Below are 17,017 nucleotides of genomic sequence, written 5' to 3'. Positions count from 1 at the left end.
TCTGTAGCCAAAAGCTTATTGCGTGTTTTTCCTGCCGAGGATGGTCGACAATGTCGCCTGCGTCGCCGGCGGCGGCGGTTCCGGCTTCCCCTCCTCGACGACCGTCGACCGCTTGGCGACGGCGCGCCGGCGCAGCATCGGCTTGGCGGCGGTGGGCGGCGTGTCGTCGGGTTTGAACGACAGCCGCTGGCCGTCGAAAACAGCGGTTTCGCAGGGACGGTTGTTTTCGGCCAGGACGGCGCAGATTTTTGCGGCGGCGCCGGCATCGTTCAGCGGACCGGCGACCAGGCGAAGCTGCATGCCGAGGCCGGTCGTGCTTTCCTTGATGACGATGATTGGACGCAGCGCCATCAGCGGCGCGTTCGATCTCGACTTCAACAGCCCGCGCCACAGCGCACGCAGGCCGTTCACGGAATTGGCGGTGCCGAGATCGACCCCGAACTCGGTCCGCTGCAGGGAAACTTTTGGCGCAGTCTCTTCGTCCGCTTCCGCATCTGACGGCGCCGACGCCACCACGTCAGGGATCGGGCTCGCGATAACCTGGTTCGGCGGTTTGCCGGGCTCGATCAGCTTGGCGGCCGCAGGATCTGGCGGCGCCATCATCGACTGCGAGGCCACCAGCGGTGTGGCGGGCGAGGGCTTTGTCGGCTCCGGCTTGAGCATATCGGCCTTTGCCGTTTCCAGCTTGCCGCTATCGGTCTTGCCGGCGTCGGTCTTCCCTGCATCCTTTACCGGAGGAGCCGGGGCCGGCTCGGCGGCAGCGCTGGCTGCATGCTTGTCTGCGGCGGGCGCTGCGGCCGGGGCAGTGGCGACCGGCGCGACGGATGGCAAGGCTTGCGGATTCAAGGCTTGCGGATTCAAGGCTTGCGGATTCGGGCTGGCCGCCGGCTCCGCATTGGCAGCAGGCGGCGGAGTGGAAGCAGGGCCCTGCCGGGCAATGGCGCCGGTCACGGAGTCGAGCCCGTGTTCCAGGTTGGTCACGCGGGCATACAGCCTGTCACGATCGCCATTGAGCGTCTCGATCGCGGCTGTGAGCCGCCGCGCCTCGTTCTGGGTTTCCCTGGCGACCGTTTGTATCTGCTGCGCTTGCCGCGTCAGGTCGGCGGCTGCGACCTGCTCGCGCTTCCATCCGAACGACGACTGGTTCGCCATCACGGCCAGAACCACCGCAGCCGTCGCGCCAAAGCCCCAGGAGGCGATCCGCCACAGGGCGCGACGGTCGAATTCATCCTCGTCGGCCAGCAGGTTGCTGAGCATGCCACCGCTGTCGTCCGCCTCGAAGTCCGGGAGATGGTCTGGTTTTTTGGCCAAACGCCCTTGGCCCTCCTCAAGGCCCGAATCACCGGTCAAACATTAACAGGGAAAAGCGCCGCTCACCTGAATCAGGAGGTTTTTGGGCGGCGAATCGGTTTGATCTCCGGGGGAAAACAATTAAAGACGGCCGGCAAGCTTGTTCGCCCGATACGTTCCGTCATGGCCGTGCTTGTCCCGGCCATCCACGTCTTTCTTGCTCGATGGGAACAAAAGACGTGGATGCCCGGCACAAGGCCGGGCATGACGAGCCAAACGAAAGTGCCCGATTTCGTCGGCTGCTTTTTGAGTCAGACTCTGAGGACCCGAATGACCGCTCGATCCAGCCTGACTGTCGTGCTCGCTGCCGGCGAGGGCACGCGCATGCGATCCTCGTTGCCGAAGGTGCTGCATCCCGTCGCTGGCCAATCGCTGCTGGCGCATGTGCTGGACGCCGCCCCGCATGGAACAGGCGCCTCGCTCGCGGTCGTGATCGGGCCAAACCACAAGGCGGTGGCCGACGAGGTCAAGCGGGTGCGGGCGGACGCGGCGACCTTCGTTCAGGCCGAGCGCCTCGGCACCGCGCATGCCGTGCTGGCCGCCCGCGAGGCGATCGCGCGCGGCGCCGACGATCTGCTGGTGGCGTTCGGCGACACGCCGCTGATTTCGGCCAAAACCTTTGCGCGGCTGCGCGCGCCGCTGGAAAACGGCGCTGCGCTCGCGGTGCTCGGTTTCCAGGCTGCCGACCCGACCGGCTATGGCCGGCTGCTGCTCGAAGGCGACCGCCTGATGGCGATCCGCGAACATGCCGACGCGACCGCGGAGGAACGCAAGGTCACGCTGTGCAATGCCGGCGTGATGGCGTTCGACGGCCACCGCGCTCTGGAAATTCTCGACCGGATCGGCAATGCCAACAGCAAGGGCGAATACTATCTGGTCGATGCCGTCGCTATTGTCAGGGAAATGGGATTGGAGGCCGTCGTGATCGAAACCAGCGAAGACGAAGTGCGCGGCATCAACAACAAGGCCCAGCTTGCGGTAGCCGAAGCGGTGATGCAGGCGCGGCTGCGCCAGGCGGCGCTCGATGCCGGCGTGACACTGATCGCACCGGAGACGGTTTATCTCGCCGCTGACACCAAGTTCGGCAGCGACGTCACCATTGAACCGTTCGTGGTGATCGGCCCCGGTGTGACGATTGCCGACGGCGCGGTGATCCATTCGTTCTCGCACATCGTAGAGACCTCGATCGGAAAGAAGGCCTCGATCGGTCCCTATGCGCGCCTGCGCCCCGGCACCTCGCTCGGCGACGGCGTTAAGATCGGCAATTTCGTGGAGACCAAGGCGGCGACAATCGAAGCGGGCGCCAAGGTCAACCATCTCTCCTATGTCGGCGACGCCCATGTCGGCGCCAATTCCAACCTCGGCGCCGGCACCATTACCTGCAACTATGACGGCTTCTTCAAGCACAAGACCACGATCGGCGAGGGCGCGTTCATCGGCACCAACTCCTCGCTGGTCGCGCCGGTGAAGATCGGCAAGGGCGCCTATATCGGCTCGGGCTCGGTCATCACCAAGGACGTGCCTGACGATGCGATGGCGGTGGAACGCAGCCCGCAGAGCAACCGCGAGGGCGGGGCGGCAAGGTATCGCGAAATGAAGATGCGGGCCAAGAAGCCGAAAGAGGGTTAAGCGCGAGGGATTTTGAGTCCTCTCTGTCAGTAGCTAACTATAGATTCCCTTGGCCACGTAGCCGATCTGTCCTGGTCAAGGGGGAGCCGTGGCTTCGACGCATCGGCGAGAAGTCAAACTTCTTTCGTACTGATCCCTGGCGCTTGATGGATATACCGGCGGTCAGTGATTTGATCGAACATGAACTTTGCAACGTTTTCGCGATTGACGGTCAGCGAATGTCTGGAAACGCCATACAGCCCTACGTTGAGGTGAGCGGAGGCGGGATGGTTCTTCAAGAAAGCCACACGCACCATTGTCCATTCCAACTCCGAAGCTCGTATCACCCTTGCGAGCCCAAGGATGTCATTGTAGCAGCTGCGCATCATATGCTTGATTAGCAACGCGGGGAGCCCGATTTTCCAGTCAAATCGATCCCCGGGGTCGGCAGCCGTGCCGGTAGAAACGGCAATGAGGCGTTGCACCTGCGTCTGCTTCATCGCTGAAATAATCGCTTCCGTAGCCCTCGTAATCGGCAAATCTTCTGGATGCCGTAACGTCGTCGGCCCAAGCGCCGACAAGACGGCGTCAGATCCGCTGATGGCTTCTCGCAGAAGAGCACTATCGGTAAGCTCACCGCGAACGATATTCACCTTGGCGTTTTCAAAGAGGCTGCTCGGCCGCGCAACGAGCGTGACGTCAATGCCGCGTTTCAAAGCCTCATCGATCAAGTACCTACCTGTAGTTCCTGTGGTACCAAAGAGCGTTACTTTCATGTTGCACCTAACGGCAACAGCTTTGCCGTGGCGCAAGCAATGCCGCGCCGCGAAGCTGTGACGATGGCAGCCATTCCTTTGATGCGGCTCATATTGATGTTCTTTCCATAGTTGATGGTGGCCGGGCGCGTCAGAACGCTGCCGCCTGCATATAGGACGACGGGACCTCGCGAGCGGCGTTTTGCGTGACGAACGAGGCAGCCAATAGCACGAGGCCCACCGCGGCTGGCAGGGCAGCGCTGGGCTTCCGGACCGCAACGTGCGCCAGGAAGGCCAACAGCAGGTGATAAAACATACCCGCATAGGCGAGATCGCTGAGCGGCACATTGAAGCGCAACAGAATTGCGGCCGGGCCCAAAACTTTCACGACGATCATCAACGGCACGAGGTAGGCCGGGTAGCCAAGCTCCGCGAGCGCCTGCCGAACCCAATCTCCTTTGGTGACGTACATGTAAGCGGAAGTCAGATACAGCAAGGACAGAAGCGCCGTGCTGATCCAGTAAGAGTAAATTGCAGCCATGAGGTCTCGTTGATTGCTGTTGAGCAGCAATCTCCTTCATCTTGTTCGTTGTCTGGATGCGCACTTTTCTGCGCGCCTTGTGCATCGAAAATGTAGAACAAGATCGTCTCTCGCAAGTAGGATGAATAACTTGCAGCAGGTATGGAAAACCAGACTATGGCCAATAAAGAAATCAACATGCATGAGGAGATGCGGCGCGCGTTCGCATTGCTCTCAGACAAGTGGAAGCTGGAGATCATGTGGCTGCTCAACCAGCGGGTCTACCGCTTCGGGGAGTTGCGAAAGGCGATCCCCGGCATCACCCAGCACATGCTGACCGCACAACTCCGCGAGCTCGAAGCGGACGGTCTGGTCTCGCGTACCGTGTTCGCAGAAGTGCCGCTGCGGGTAGAGTATGAGATGACGCAAAAGGCACGCGCGCTTGGACCCACGATGGAGGCCCTGACGGCCTGGTGGATTAAGTATGGACAGAGCGTGCCGGTAAAGCCGAGCGCGCGCGGCCGCAAAGCCAAGGGCGGCTGAATACCAAGGCGCTGCCACAGACGGCTCGCATACAGATCGCCTTGCGATACGTCTTGACGTTTTATGCGTGTTGACTGGAATTACGGTGACAGTGCACCCCATTGCACGTCGCCCGCGGCAGATTAAGTGCACTGTCACCGCTAGCCGTTACCCTCACGCTGCCTCGTAGGACGCAATCTTTTTGATTTGCGGTGCGAGCACGTCTTCGGCCGTTTCGAGGTCGTAGCGCGCCTGAATGTTCATCCAGAACGCAGCGCCGGTCTTGAAGAACTTGCCGAGCCTCAGCGCGGTGTCGGCCGTAATGGGCTTCTCTTCGCGCGCGATGCGTTCGATCCGGGTGCGCGGCACGTGCAGCGCCGCTGCGACGGCGTAGGATGTCAGCTTAAGCGGAACGAGAAACTCTTCTCGCAAGATTTCGCCGGGGTGAATCGGGGGAAGTTTCTTTGCCATCTGCAAGCTCCTAATGATAGTCGACGATTTCCACGTCTTCGGGACCCGCATCGCTCCATCTAAATACGATCCGCCATTGATCATTGATGCGGATCGAGTGCTTGCCCACCAGATCGCCCTTGAGTCGTTCAAGGCGGTTACCGGGAGGCGAGTTCAGGGCCTCGAGAAAATCGGCGGCGTCCACCATGATCAGTTTTCGGCGCGCTACTTTGGCGAGGTTTGCCGGGAACCCCTTCGGTACCGCGCGGCCCTGAAGGATCGACTCGGCGAACTTCCCCTTGAAGCTCCTAATCATGAGCAGTACGTATCTCATTGAGATACGTATTGCAATGCTTAGTATCTCGATGAGATACTAGTGACGAAGCTGCAAGCGTAGCCCCGATGAGCGTAGCGACATCCGGGCTGTGGTTTATCCCCGCAATTGCTGCGCTCATGCGGGCTACTTGCTGGTTGAGCGGCCGGCACACCCTTTCACAACACTGTTATTGCGACCTGTCGCGCTCTTCGCCTCCCTCAACTGGGCGTCTCGCGCTTGTTGTTGTAACCTTGGCGGAGCAACTGCACGGTCGCCAGGAGGAAGCTACATGACCACCGTCCTACTCAACCGCCGGAACCTCCTCGCTGCTGGCGGCTGCGTCCTGGCAACCGGGGTTTCCGGGCTCCTGTTGCCCGCTCGCGCGCAAGGCCTTGCGCCGACCGCTTCGATGCCAGGCGGGGCCAACAACTACCGCGGGGGCGCGGCGATCGTGGATCGGATCGGCAAGGGTGGCTTCTGGATGAGTGGCACAGTGCGCCGCGCAGGCGACGGGGCGCCGCTTGCCGGGCAGCGCATCCAGATTTGGGCGCACACGACCGAAGGGCGGGAGCACGAGCCGCAAAGTCATGGAGCCACGCTCACCGACAAGAACGGGGCGTTCCGTCTCGAGATGCCGCAGATTATTCCCATCTTTGGCCAACCGCATGGTCACCTGGCCTATGACAGTGGTGAATTCAAAACCGTCTTTCTGCGTCCCGTGATGCGGAGCGCAAAAGATACCAGCCTGGAGGCGCACTTCGTCCTTCAGCCGGTCTGACCGAGTTGCGAACGAAGGGGTGGAGATTGGCCCAGGTGACCCTGATCTGGGTCGCCCTTGCGACAGCCATTTGCGTGCCGATCGCCGCTGCAGGGACGAGCCCGCTGCTGGCATGGCGCGATCCGGTCTACATACTGGCCTGTTTCGCAGGAATCATCGCACTGGGTCTTGTGCTCGTTCAGCCTCTGCTGATTGGCAGATACTTGCCGGGACCGTCGGCCTATCGTGGACGGCTTATACATCACTGGATCGGAGGCGTGCTGGTCGTCGCGGTGGTGGTCCACGTCGGGGGCCTTTGGATCACCAGTCCGCCTGATATGATTGACGCGCTTCTCTTCTCATCGCCGACGCCGTTTTCCCCCTGGGGTGTGATCGCCATGTGGGCAATCTTCGCCGTCGCACTTATAGCTGCACTCCGCCGGCGATTGGGACTGCGAGCGCAAATGTGGCGTATCGTCCATATGCCTCTCGCGATTATCATCGTCGCAGGAAGTGTGGTCCATGCCATGCTGATCGAGGGAACGATGGAGACGATCTCGAAGGCGGCGCTTTGCGCGCTGGTCCTCGCGGCGACCATAAAAGTCATGGCCGATCTACGGGTATGGAGAAAGCGAGGGACGTTGCGCGGAGAGAACATTGCGCGACGGTAAACCAGCGGAGCTAGCGCACGCGGCATCGTGTCGCCACTGCGCCACCAGGCGCCTTATTTTTCCAGCCCTCGGGCAATCTTGCCCTTGATCTTCTCCGCCTCAGTTGGGTCGGGCTTGAGCGACAATGCCTGCTCCCAGGATTGACGCGCCTCGTCCTGGCGTCCCGTCCGCCAGTACGCATCGCCGAGATGGTCCCTTGTTTCGCTGCTCTTTGGTTCGAGAGTGGCCGCGCGCTCCATCAGCTTGATCGCCTCCTGATAGTCGCCGAGCCGGTAGTGCGCCCAGCCAAGACTGTCGAGCAAATTGCCGTCGTCCGGTTTGAGCTTGACGGCCTTCTCGAGCAACGCCAGGCCTTCCTTCAGCTTGAGATTACGGTCGACCCAGTTGAAGCCGAGCTGATTGAGAACCGAGGGCTGATCGGGATCGAGCTCCATCGCCTTAAGAAAGTCCGCCTCGGCCTGAGGCCATTTGCCGAGCCGCTCGTAGCTCACGCCGCGAAGGAGCCAGTAATTCCAGTGCGACTTCTCCGGTTTGCCGACCAGCTCGATCGCCTTGGCGTAATCCTTGACCGCGCGTTCGAAATCGCTTTTGCCACGGTAGGCATCGCCGCGACGGCCATACGACCGCGAATTCTTCGGATCGAGGCGGATTGCCTCGCTGTAATCATTGATGGCGCGGTCGTTATCGCCCTTGTTGGAGTAGGCGTAGCCGCGATTGTAGTTGGCAACCACGTATTTCGGATCGAGGCGGATGGCCTCGTCAAAATCCTTGATAGCGCGGTCGCTGTCACCCTTGCTGGAATAGAGGCTGCCGCGATTGTAATAAGCCGCCGCATCTTTCGGATCGAGTCGTATCGCCGCGTCGAACTCCTGGATGGCGCGATCATTGTCGCCCTTGTAGGAGTAAACAGCCCCGCGATTGACATAGGCAACCACATATTTCGGGTCGAGGCGGATCGCCTCGCTGTAATCGTCGATGGCGCGGTCGTTATTTCCCTTGTCCCTGTGGGCATTGCCGCGATTGTAATAGGCAGCCACATATTTTGAATCGAGGCGGATTGCCTCGTCGAAATCCCTGATGGCGCGGTCGTTATCGCGCATGTTGGTGTAAGCGCTGCCGCGGCTGTAATAGGTCATCGCATCTTTCGGATCGAGGCGGATCGCCTCATCGAGATCCTTCATGGCGCGGTCTTTATCGCCTTTGTGGAAGTAAGTAATTCCACGGTTGTGGTGGGCAGCCGCGTATTTCGGGTCGAGGCGGATCGCCTCGCTGTAATCCTTGATCGCGCGGTCGTTATCGCCCTTGCCTTTATGGGCATTGCCGCGTTCGAAATAGGCAAACGGAATTTTTGGCTCGAGGCGAATTGCCTTGTCGAAATCCTGGATGGCGCGGTCGTGATCGCCCTTTTGGGCGTGGGCGCTGCCACGACTGTAATAGGCTATCGCATCTTTCGGATCGCGGCGGATTGCCTCGTCGAAATCCTTGAGGACGAGGTCGTAATCGACCTTTTCGGAAGAGGCCGTCCCGCTGATGTCAAGAGGCGTTGGCGCGGCTTGTTTCGCACCCCGCCGTATCAGCGCCGCCTCGTCGTAATCCTTCTTCGCCCGAGCGGGGTCTCCCTTGGTTTCATAGGCCCGCCCGCGAATCTCATAGGCCAGCGCATATTTCGGATCGAGCCGGATCGCCTCGTCGTACTCCTTGATGGCGCGGTCGTTATCGCCTTTGAAGAACCAGGCACCGCCACGATGCAAATAGGTGCTCGCATTTTTCGGATCGAGGCGGAGCGCCTCGCTGTAATCCTTGATGGCGCGGTCGTTATCGCGCTTGCTGGTGTAGGCTAGCCCGCGATTGAAATAGGCGTCCGCAAAATTCGGGTCGAGGCGGATTGCCTCATCATGATCCCTGATGGCGCGATCGTCGTCGCCCTTGCTGGAGTAGGCATTGCCGCGATTGCTATAGGCGTCCGCAAATTTCGGATCGAGGCTGATCGCTTCGTCGAAATCCCTGATGGCGCAGTCGTAATCGCCCTTGCTGTGGTAGATCTTGCCGCGGCCCTCATACGCAAGCGCGTAGCGTGGATGGAGCCGGATCGCCTCGTCCAGATCCGCGATGGCGCAATCGTAGTCGCCCTTCATGTGGTACGCACGGCCGCGCGCGTTGTAGGCACGCACGGCTTTCGGATCGAGGCGGATCGCCTCGTCGTAATCCCTGATGGCGCGGTCGTAGTCGCGCCTGGAGTAGGCATAGCCGCGATTGACGTAGGCGTTGGCGCGGTTGGTCTCGCTCTCTGCCGCGCCGCGCGCCAACACCGTCGTGCATCCGGCGATCTTGCGATCCTGATCGGCGGTCTGACCGCAGTCCTCCCACGCCTTGTCCGCCGCGCGAGCCGGCGGGGCGAGCGCGGGCAGGAACGCCAGAGCCAGGAAAAAGCAGCGCCAGAGCATCTCATCCCCATCCAGAGCGCGTGGGCGAAGGCGGCGGTCAAAGCGGAAATCAGCTCAAGCCCAAACCCCTAAGTCGCCCCGGCGCGCTTCCGGGTTCAAATTGGTCGAGCGCTTGGTCTGGCCTGTGTAATGGCGACGCCTGATATCGCGATTAGCCCCCCGGCAATCAGCTTTGGCGTGATGCGGTCGCCAAGGAACAACACGCTCGAAATCAAGGCGAATACCGGAAGCAGCAGACCGAAGGGGGCGACGCGGCCCATGGAGCAACGCCCGATTAGCCAGAACCAAAGGCCAAACCCGACAATCCCTCCGATGAAAATTGTGTAGGCGAGGGCCAGCCAACCACGTTCATCCGCCGTGACAAGGCTCGCCAGTTGGCCATGCTCAAGGAGCAACGACATCAACATGACCTGAGGCACCGTGAGCAGCGACGACCACCCCATCAACATCAGGGGATCAAACGGGCCGTAGCGTTTCGTCAGGACGTTGGACACCGCGAATGCGAAGGCTGCCCCGACCACAAGCAGCAGCGGAAGCGCGTTTGCCGACAGGCCAGGCTCCGCTGCCAGCACGACCACGCCTATGAATGCAATCACCACGCCGGCGGACGTGGTGAGAGACGGCCTCTCCGCGAGCAGCGGCCAGGCCAGCAGGACGGTGAAGGGCGTGGCGAGTTGATAGGCGACGGCCGACATGCTTCCCGAGCCGAGCCCAAGGCCAACATAGAAGAGCCCGAAGTTCAGTCCACCAAGGAAAATCGAAATAGCTGCGATAGGGCCGAACTGTTGACGCGCAGGCCTTTTGACGAACGGAACAAGCAGCAGCGCGATGGCCAGGAAGCGCAGTGCGAGGAAGAAGAGCGGTGGAAACTCCGTCACGCCCACCTTGATGGCCACGAACTGATAACCCCAGAGCAGGGGGACAACCACCGCGCAGACGATCTGAATGGCAGACATGGCAACTTTCCTTTCAAGACCGATCAGTCTAAATATTGGCGCGCGCCAATCGCGGAAGGCGTCCCATAGTCTGTTACCTGATGAAGCGGTCGAGAAGCGCGTCGGCGGTGGCTTGCGATGTGATCCGTGTCGGCGCCGTTTTGCCGACCACGCGCAGCCCCTCGACGAAACAGACGAGAATTCGGGCGGCACTTGAAGGCTCAACGCCATCGGCCAGCTTGCCCGCCGTCTTCGCACGGGAAAGCGCATCCACCAGTCGGGCCTCCATAGCTTTGAAAAAGCTCGCGACGCGACGACCGACTTCGGCATCCTGGCCAGCCAGTTCCATGGCTGTCGCCACCAGCAGGCATCCGCGCCGACCTTTGGCACCGGTCGTGCGGTCGACGTAGCCGGCAAGGTAGGCCCGCAGGCCGTCGACCGGCTCCCTGCGGCGGTCGAGTTCGATATCCATCCGTGTCAGCGCATCGGCAATGTAGCGATCAAGCGCCCGCAGGAAGAGCGAGTGCTTGTCGCCGAAAGCGGCGTAAAGGCTGCCGCGCGAGAGCTTCGTCGCGCGAAGAAGGTCCGGGAGCGCCGTGGCGTGATAGCCCCGCGACCAGAACACACCCATCGCGCGTTCGACAGCGGCTTCCACGTCGAAACTTCGGGGGCGGCCACGGGGCAACTGCACTGGGGTTTGGCGGCTCATTACTAATATATAGACCAATTGGTCTTTAAATCCAAGTGAGCCATCGACCGGCGACGCGAAGTTCATCCTGCAGGGAAGTGTAGCGAACGCAAGCTATTGCTCTGACGACAGGCGGATCATCTGGCGCCCGTCATTCATCGCCTTGAGATTGTTGACGTAGTTCTCGGGACGCTGCCAGCGGTGGGGAACTTTCAATCCCATGAATTCCGCGATGCTGCCGATAAACGCGGTGCAATTGGTTGTTTCGGCGTTCCAGACCGGTGAACTCGCCTGCAATTTCTTGATGTATGCGAAAACCCGTTTTGCGTCGGGTTCATTCAAGTAAACGCGGTAGCTGGCGGTCAGGTACTGCGGATCAAGATCGCCATAGCTCGCCTTGGTCTCGGACGGCACCCAGATCAGATGACCGAGCACATAAGGTACGTTGTCTCCGGCAGGGGTAAGGCCCGCGACTTCGACGGCTCGCTCGCTTGTCTTCCCGAACCAGACGAAAGCATGTCCCCAGCTCGCCGCCGTTCGCGCTCTGAAATCGACGTAGTACGGGCCCTTTGCCGATCGCAATGCCGGCTTTCGGATCGACTGTGGCGCCGGTTTCGATTCAATGGACGCGTCAGGGGAAACAAGCGCATCCGCATTGGCGGCGCGCTTGTCGACTTCCGGTTTCGGCGAAATGAGACGTTCCAGGCCCGCGAGAATGTCAATCTCGCGGGCAGAAGCTGGATGGATTTCGCACTGGAGCAGGACAGCGAGTCCCGCAAGCAGGCATAGTCCCGATCTCTTCGGCCTGTTTGCCACGGTTCGCTCTTCGACTGTCGACGCTAGAGGTCAGGATCAACGTGGATCTGAATCAATACCGCGACGCATAGGGTCGCGGCGGCGCGACAGGCGTCTTGCCGACCGGGGTCTTCCCGATGGGGGTCTTGCCAATCGGCATCTTGCCGACCTGGGCCGTCTGATAGACGGGCTGTCTGCGCGGGATGTCGGCAGCACCAGCCGCAGTCACCAGGGCAAGCGTCGCACCCGTTGCAATCACAATCTTCTTCACAGTACGTTTTCCTCTTACGTTAGAGAAAGCAGGGCAATCAGCCGCGCCCCCCTCAGCCGCGCCGTGAGCATGAATGACCGAATGCGCCGACAGTGCGGCAGGTCCGGTCACGTCTTTGCGGGTGCGGCAGATATGAGACAGGCGGAACCTGCAGAAGCGTCAGAAAGTGCTGGTCGTTGCGGTACTGCGTATCGGGATTCTTGCCCGCACCCAGGCGCGGGAGCCCGGGTGCGGAAGCCGATCATTGCTGCGGTCTCGTCAGGAAGGAATCCTGACCGCGGATGGCGCCATTCGGCACGGCCGCCACGTCCTGACCGGGATCGACCCGGCCGGAGCTGCCGGCCATATACTGGTTCAACAGCGCAAAGCTGTGGCTTGCCAAGGACGATGTGGTGGACGATGCGGTCGCGCCGTTCGCATGGGCCGTAGCAGAACCCTGACTTGCCGGCGCCCCCGCGCTCGTGCCGGTCGCAGGCGCCTGACCGCTGGTGACGGAGTCGCGAAACTCGCCCCACCATCCAAAGCCGTGGCCACCGTGCGGCGTGGTCGTGCCGTCTGCCAAGATCATCCGATCCGCAAATTGCAGGCGTTCGATATTCTGCAGCGTGTCCGTGCCGTCGGCGTCGACCTTGTCGGTGACCGTGATTGACCCATCGGCATTATGCGTGATCGTGTAGTTCTTTGCCTTGCCCGAGAACAGGGCCGTGTCCGTGTCCGCCAGCGGCTCGCCGAACGGATTGCCGTTATCGCCGATCAGGTGGTCGTCGCCTTGGCCTCCCTTGATCCAGTCATCGCCCTCGTTCCCCAGCAGCTCGTCGTTGCCGGCGCCGCCAAGGATCTGGTCATTGCCGAGGCCCCCGAAGACCTCGTCGTCGCCATCGCCGGCCTCGATGCGGTCGCGACCCTCCAGGCCGACGAGCAGATCGGAGCCTGCGCCGCCCGATACCTTGTCATTTCCGGCGGCGCCGTTGACGAAGTCGTCACCTTCGCCGCCCGCCAGGCGATCGTTGCCGTCGCCACCGATCACGGCATCGTTGCCGAGCGCGCCGTCGAGGACATCGTTGCCGCCGTCGCCCCAGAGCGTATCGTCCCCGGCGCCGGACAGAATCCTGTCCGTCCGGCCGGTGCCGCCGATCACGACGTGATCGTCGCCAAGAAACTTCAGCTTGCCTCCATGGTTGGTCGTCACCAATGTATTTCCGGCAGCGTCGACCGGATGGGTTGACGGGTCGCCGGCTTCGATCGTGTAGGTGGGCGCCGAGAAGACGTCGAAGGGAAGGTGAGTGGTACCGGTGTTGCGCATCACCAGCTCGGAGAACGAGGTGCCCTCGAGCTGATTCAGGAAATTGGTGCCTTCCAGCCGCGACAGGTAGTAAAAGCGGTCGCCATTCTGCAGATTCTCCATCTGGGTCTCGAACACGAAGTTGAAGGTCGAGCCCAGCAGCCCGCCCGACGCCAGCGGCTTCTCCGCCAGGCCGCCGATCCACAGGTCAACGTTATTGAGACCCGTCTCGACACCGGCGAAGGCGCCGGAGCCGTTGAGAAAATCAGTGTCCGGGCCAGTGGTCTCGTCTGCCGCCGTGGCCGGGTCATCCGCCGTCCCATAGACGATCGTGACGGCAGCGGCGCGCTTCTCCGCCACCGTGGCGGCAGCAGCGAGCAATGGATGAACGCCGTACGCTGCAATGAAGTTGACGAGAGACTCCGGGTGCTTGATGCCGCTGCCGAATTCCGCCCAGCTCGCATAGGGCTTGAGATCGGCATCTCCGGTTTTTTCGTAGAACTGCTCGCGGACACTGTTGAGCGGTGCCACGCCGGTGTCACGGCCGCGCGCGAGGTTGATTGTCGCAAGATCCAGAGGCAAACCGAGAAGATTGTTGCGCAGCGCATCGGTTACGAATTCGTCGACGCTGTTGGCGACCTCGCTTGTTGCTCCGCGCACGATCTCCGCTGCAGCCTCGCCGTCGGCGCCACGCTCCGCATAGGCGAGCGGGTTGAGGAAGGCGTCAATCAGGCTGAGCTGCTGATCGCCCGCCACCGCGGCATTGGCGTCGACCACGTTGCCGTCGGCATCGATACGGTCGACAGTCTCGCGCAGCAGCGAGTGCCCGAACCGATAGACCGTGTGCGCGAACTCGGCCACGATCGCGGGATCGATGGTGACGTCGTGCGCCTCGAATTCATCGATGTTCGGCTGGATGCTGCGTGCAAAGTCCTCGAAGACAAGATGCTGGTATTGCATCTCGGTCGCAAATCGGCTGGCCTGGAATAGGTACTCGCCATTCCACTCACTGTCCTGGATGCCGTCGGATATATTCGCTCCCGGCTTCAGCCACTGGCTCACGAATGCTGGATCATTGTCCGCTTCGGCCAGGATCACCTCCTTCAGGTGCCCGATCAGCCGGTTGTGTTCCGCGTGGAAAACGTGATGAACAGCGGTCAGGCCGATATTCTCATTCCCGCGTCCGTCGCCGGTGATGTAGTGGGCATCTAGCAGCTCATTGTCGTAGTTGCCGCTCGTATCCGATCCGTCAAGGTTCGCGAGGCTGACCTCCGTGTCGCCGTCCGCGACCTTGTCGGTCGGAACGGCATCATGGGCAATGTCGTTCAGAAAGGCGTGTCCGGTACGGATCGCGTCGGTGGTGCTGACGGGATTGGCGGGGTCGCCTTCTGTCAGGACGTCGTCGGGCGTGCCCGCAATGCCGTCAGGGCCGGGCATCACCAGTTGGGCGTATCCATTGGCTCCGGGCAGGAAGCGCCCGTAGGAGTCGGTTGCCAGCAAGGGAATGTTGGTCACATCGGCATCGGTCAGGTCGATGCCGAGCAGCGCCTTCGCTTGCGCCTTGACGTCAGCCCATGTTGCCAGGCCGCCATCGGCGCCTTCGAGCAGACGCCCCGTAGCCACCGGATTACCGTTGGCGTCAAGCGCGTACTCGCGCAGAAAAACCTGGTGCGACGGATGCGACGTGTACGTCTGGTTCTGGTCGATGAACGGCGTCGTCTGGTTGGTGTGCTCGTGGACATCGTCCGAAGTCCCTAGCTTCCCGTCTGCGCCGGCCAAGTTGGTCGCACGCGTCAACACCATGAAATTGGTCGGGCTGCCTTCGACGTAGAGAGGGTCGTCCGGCTGCAGCGGGATAAACACTGTCCCGCTGTCGCCCTTGTTCACCAGATCCAGGCCATGGTCGAAGAACTGGCCGAACAACGTGAACCACTGATTGAACGGCGCCGCGCCATCAGGGTTCACGTTCGGAATAACCCCGTCGCCATCGCTGTCGACTGCGGCGGCCGCTGGATTGCTGCTCGCGTTCTGGTCGGCAATCAGATTGCTGATGATCCGCGGCTGGGCGTCGATCACTGTATCTTTGGTCTGGGAGTAGGACGTCCCGAGATCCGCGTCGCGGAACACAGGATCGGTCATTCGCGGGAACACCCGATCCGCGGCGCCGAAGTCCGACTGGCCCGGCACTACGCTGTTATCAGTGCCGTCAACCGTCCGCAGCCCAAACGGAAGGGAAGGGTCCTCCAAAGGAGCGCCGGTTTCGGCGAAACGAATTTGCGCGAGAATGAAATCGAGGTCTGATCGAATGAGTTGCATGTCCGTCTCCCTGATTTCCGAGTTGTGGAATTCCGGACGCCTCTGCGAATGCATGCAGGCTGGGAAGCGGGAGCCCACTCTGTGGCGCTTTAGAGATGAGAATGCGAAAGGATCAAAGCTTTATCGCGCACAGGTAGCCACATATTTGGCAACAACCGACGCCGGCGGGGTCCGCAATATTTCACAGAAGTCGCAGTGTCATACTACTGCGCTGGGGCACAAGACCACGGTCGGCACCGGCGCCTTCGGCGACACCAACTCCTCGCTGGTGGCGCCGGTGAAAATCGGCAACGGCGGAAGCGTGTGCAGATAGGGTATTTCTCACGCAAGCTTCGTGGAAATTCCACGCGTCCACTTTGGGAAATATTCCAAAGGGGCGAACGCGTGGGCGCGTGATCGACCGGTTTTCGTCTCGACATGTTTCGAGCGCGCCCGGCTCGTGATGCATGAGAGCGGCACCTTCGTGAAATTGACCCAAGCTGACCTGGTCGCCTAATTGGGTCGCCGCACGTCAAGCGGTCCTGTCCAACCCGTAAAACTGTGTTGGGTGCCCCACCACCTGAGCACCGTCGTGTTGCACCTTTTGCAAGTGAAGCGGCCGACAACAATGCTCGGCTTCCCTATCCGCGTCGCCTGGTAAACCGCCTTGCAATACAGGGCAACTAAAAAAGACGCGCAATGGAGTTTGGTCTGTCATCGCTTCGTACGAAAGGGGTGGTTTCAGGTCTTGCGGATCGGCAAGCGCGTTTAGCGGCGATGTCGACCTTCAAATCGGCGGCCATTGCCCGAATCCTTAGTTCAAGTTTCCCCATCCGGGCCCACCGAGCGTACGCCCCCGGTGCGCTGGTCGGAAGGTGGGAAATCGGCGTGACGATGGACGAGATACCATTCGCCGTCGATACGGCGATAGACGTGCGTCACGCGGATCGTCATCGAGGCTGGAGCGTTGGCATCGACCGACACCTCGCCGCGTTCGAAGCCCACCGTATAAGCAAGGTCACCGCTTTCAAACGAGACGATATCCTCCGGGACTAACGCGCCTCCTTTGAACCGATGTCCCACCCAGCGGAATGTTTCGACAAGACGTCGGTACCCACTCTCAATCGGACCCCACGCACCAAACAGTGTCGTGTCCTCGGACTTGGCCCAGCAATCGATGTATACCTCTGGGCGGCCCGAGCCCATCGCGGCAAGCGCTGCTCGGACTTGGTTGCGCGCCTCGGCAAAGCTCGCGTGCTTTGTCATCATTGCCACTCCTCTCTCGGGAACGCTGCTGAACAATTAGCTCTTGGCCCACCCTCGCGAACAATCTCGCGAGCCAGTCGTGCTTATTCCCT

At 61.2% G+C, this 17,017-nt stretch carries 17 protein-coding genes; 5 read left to right on the top strand and 12 right to left on the bottom strand.

Annotated elements, in window-relative coordinates:
* Positions 1 to 15 precede the first annotated feature (15 nt).
* A complete protein-coding gene (locus ACH79_RS33175; RefSeq protein WP_246738229.1) occupies positions 16 to 1,311 on the bottom strand; it encodes a hypothetical protein in 1,296 nt (431 codons plus the stop codon).
* A 309-nt stretch (positions 1,312 to 1,620) separates the two neighbouring features.
* On the opposite strand from ACH79_RS33175, the gene glmU reads away from it, so the two are divergent.
* On the top strand, positions 1,621 to 2,979 hold the full coding sequence (glmU, locus tag ACH79_RS33170) for a bifunctional UDP-N-acetylglucosamine diphosphorylase/glucosamine-1-phosphate N-acetyltransferase GlmU (protein WP_161854715.1): 1,359 nt from the start codon (positions 1,621 to 1,623) through the stop codon (positions 2,977 to 2,979).
* A gap of 113 nt (positions 2,980 to 3,092) precedes the next feature.
* Here the strand turns inward: glmU and ACH79_RS33165 are convergent, their stop codons facing one another.
* Both ACH79_RS33165 and ACH79_RS33160 read right to left on the bottom strand, forming a co-directional pair.
* On the bottom strand, positions 3,093 to 3,689 hold the full coding sequence (locus tag ACH79_RS33165) for an NAD(P)-dependent oxidoreductase (RefSeq protein ID WP_246738228.1): 597 nt from the start codon (positions 3,687 to 3,689) through the stop codon (positions 3,093 to 3,095).
* Between the two features lie 175 nt (positions 3,690 to 3,864).
* Positions 3,865 to 4,254, bottom strand: a complete 390-nt coding sequence (locus tag ACH79_RS33160; protein WP_161854713.1) for a DoxX family protein — start codon at positions 4,252 to 4,254, stop codon at positions 3,865 to 3,867.
* Between the two features lie 141 nt (positions 4,255 to 4,395).
* Here ACH79_RS33160 and ACH79_RS33155 point away from each other — a divergent pair, with 141 nt between their 5' ends.
* Entirely contained in the window at positions 4,396 to 4,776 is a 381-nt protein-coding gene (locus tag ACH79_RS33155) for a helix-turn-helix domain-containing protein (protein ID WP_161854712.1), read from the top strand.
* Between the two features lie 153 nt (positions 4,777 to 4,929).
* Here the strand turns inward: ACH79_RS33155 and ACH79_RS33150 are convergent, their stop codons facing one another.
* Both ACH79_RS33150 and ACH79_RS33145 read right to left on the bottom strand, forming a co-directional pair.
* Positions 4,930 to 5,226, bottom strand: coding sequence for a HigA family addiction module antitoxin (locus ACH79_RS33150; protein WP_161854711.1), 297 nt, complete (start codon positions 5,224 to 5,226; stop codon positions 4,930 to 4,932).
* 10 nt (positions 5,227 to 5,236) lie between these two features.
* Positions 5,237 to 5,521, bottom strand: coding sequence for a type II toxin-antitoxin system RelE/ParE family toxin (locus ACH79_RS33145; RefSeq protein ID WP_161854710.1), 285 nt, complete (start codon positions 5,519 to 5,521; stop codon positions 5,237 to 5,239).
* 289 nt (positions 5,522 to 5,810) lie between these two features.
* Between ACH79_RS33145 and ACH79_RS33140 the strand changes: the two genes are divergently transcribed.
* A complete protein-coding gene (locus tag ACH79_RS33140) occupies positions 5,811 to 6,299 on the top strand; it encodes a Twin-arginine translocation pathway signal (protein ID WP_161854709.1) in 489 nt (162 codons plus the stop codon).
* Between the two features lie 35 nt (positions 6,300 to 6,334).
* Positions 6,335 to 6,949, top strand: a complete 615-nt coding sequence (locus ACH79_RS33135) for a ferric reductase-like transmembrane domain-containing protein (protein WP_161854708.1) — start codon at positions 6,335 to 6,337, stop codon at positions 6,947 to 6,949.
* 53 nt (positions 6,950 to 7,002) lie between these two features.
* Here the strand turns inward: ACH79_RS33135 and ACH79_RS33130 are convergent, their stop codons facing one another.
* The 6 genes from ACH79_RS33130 to ACH79_RS33105 form a co-directional block, all read right to left on the bottom strand.
* Positions 7,003 to 9,393, bottom strand: a complete 2,391-nt coding sequence (locus tag ACH79_RS33130; RefSeq protein ID WP_161854707.1) for a tetratricopeptide repeat protein — start codon at positions 9,391 to 9,393, stop codon at positions 7,003 to 7,005.
* 95 nt (positions 9,394 to 9,488) lie between these two features.
* On the bottom strand, positions 9,489 to 10,349 hold the full coding sequence (locus ACH79_RS33125) for a DMT family transporter (RefSeq protein WP_161854706.1): 861 nt from the start codon (positions 10,347 to 10,349) through the stop codon (positions 9,489 to 9,491).
* A gap of 73 nt (positions 10,350 to 10,422) precedes the next feature.
* Positions 10,423 to 11,037: a TetR/AcrR family transcriptional regulator gene (locus tag ACH79_RS33120; RefSeq protein ID WP_202639095.1), complete on the bottom strand. Its 615-nt coding sequence runs from the start codon at positions 11,035 to 11,037 to the stop codon at positions 10,423 to 10,425.
* Between the two features lie 93 nt (positions 11,038 to 11,130).
* Positions 11,131 to 11,832 (bottom strand): hypothetical protein, encoded by a 702-nt coding sequence (locus ACH79_RS33115; protein ID WP_161854704.1) that lies wholly within the window; start codon positions 11,830 to 11,832, stop codon positions 11,131 to 11,133.
* A 52-nt stretch (positions 11,833 to 11,884) separates the two neighbouring features.
* Positions 11,885 to 12,082 carry a hypothetical protein gene (locus ACH79_RS33110; RefSeq protein ID WP_161854703.1) on the bottom strand — a complete coding sequence of 66 codons (198 nt, stop codon included), beginning with the start codon at positions 12,080 to 12,082 and terminating at the stop codon, positions 11,885 to 11,887.
* A 241-nt stretch (positions 12,083 to 12,323) separates the two neighbouring features.
* On the bottom strand, positions 12,324 to 15,680 hold the full coding sequence (locus ACH79_RS33105) for a peroxidase family protein (RefSeq protein WP_202639094.1): 3,357 nt from the start codon (positions 15,678 to 15,680) through the stop codon (positions 12,324 to 12,326).
* Between ACH79_RS33105 and ACH79_RS43340 the strand changes: the two genes are divergently transcribed.
* Entirely contained in the window at positions 15,679 to 15,993 is a 315-nt protein-coding gene (locus tag ACH79_RS43340) for a hypothetical protein (RefSeq protein WP_202639093.1), read from the top strand. The two genes, ACH79_RS33105 and ACH79_RS43340, sit on opposite strands and share 2 nt — an antisense overlap.
* Before the next feature lie 485 nt (positions 15,994 to 16,478).
* Here the strand turns inward: ACH79_RS43340 and ACH79_RS33100 are convergent, their stop codons facing one another.
* Positions 16,479 to 16,925: a nuclear transport factor 2 family protein gene (locus ACH79_RS33100; RefSeq protein WP_161854701.1), complete on the bottom strand. Its 447-nt coding sequence runs from the start codon at positions 16,923 to 16,925 to the stop codon at positions 16,479 to 16,481.
* Positions 16,926 to 17,017: the final 92 nt, after the last annotated feature.

It is taken from the genome of Bradyrhizobium sp. CCBAU 051011, from assembly GCF_009930815.1.
Lineage (GTDB): Bacteria > Pseudomonadota > Alphaproteobacteria > Rhizobiales > Xanthobacteraceae > Bradyrhizobium.
This window is presented reverse-complemented; position numbering and strand designations above follow the sequence as displayed.

Excerpts from the sequence above, each read along its gene's own strand:
- glmU (WP_161854715.1), top strand. The coding sequence starts at position 1,621 with ATGACCGCTCGATCCAGCCTGACTGTCGTGCTCGCTGCCGGCGAGGGC.
- ACH79_RS33160 (WP_161854713.1), bottom strand. The coding sequence starts at position 4,254 with ATGGCTGCAATTTACTCTTACTGGATCAGCACGGCGCTTCTGTCCTTG.
- ACH79_RS33155 (WP_161854712.1), top strand. The coding sequence starts at position 4,396 with ATGGAAAACCAGACTATGGCCAATAAAGAAATCAACATGCATGAGGAG.
- ACH79_RS33150 (WP_161854711.1), bottom strand. The coding sequence starts at position 5,226 with ATGGCAAAGAAACTTCCCCCGATTCACCCCGGCGAAATCTTGCGAGAA.
- ACH79_RS33145 (WP_161854710.1), bottom strand. The coding sequence starts at position 5,521 with ATGATTAGGAGCTTCAAGGGGAAGTTCGCCGAGTCGATCCTTCAGGGC.
- ACH79_RS33140 (WP_161854709.1), top strand. The coding sequence starts at position 5,811 with ATGACCACCGTCCTACTCAACCGCCGGAACCTCCTCGCTGCTGGCGGC.
- ACH79_RS33130 (WP_161854707.1), bottom strand. The coding sequence starts at position 9,393 with ATGCTCTGGCGCTGCTTTTTCCTGGCTCTGGCGTTCCTGCCCGCGCTC.
- ACH79_RS33125 (WP_161854706.1), bottom strand. The coding sequence starts at position 10,349 with ATGTCTGCCATTCAGATCGTCTGCGCGGTGGTTGTCCCCCTGCTCTGG.
- ACH79_RS33120 (WP_202639095.1), bottom strand. The coding sequence starts at position 11,037 with ATGAGCCGCCAAACCCCAGTGCAGTTGCCCCGTGGCCGCCCCCGAAGT.
- ACH79_RS43340 (WP_202639093.1), top strand. The coding sequence starts at position 15,679 with ATGTCCGTCTCCCTGATTTCCGAGTTGTGGAATTCCGGACGCCTCTGC.
- ACH79_RS33105 (WP_202639094.1), bottom strand. The coding sequence starts at position 15,680 with ATGCAACTCATTCGATCAGACCTCGATTTCATTCTCGCGCAAATTCGT.
- ACH79_RS33100 (WP_161854701.1), bottom strand. The coding sequence starts at position 16,925 with ATGACAAAGCACGCGAGCTTTGCCGAGGCGCGCAACCAAGTCCGAGCA.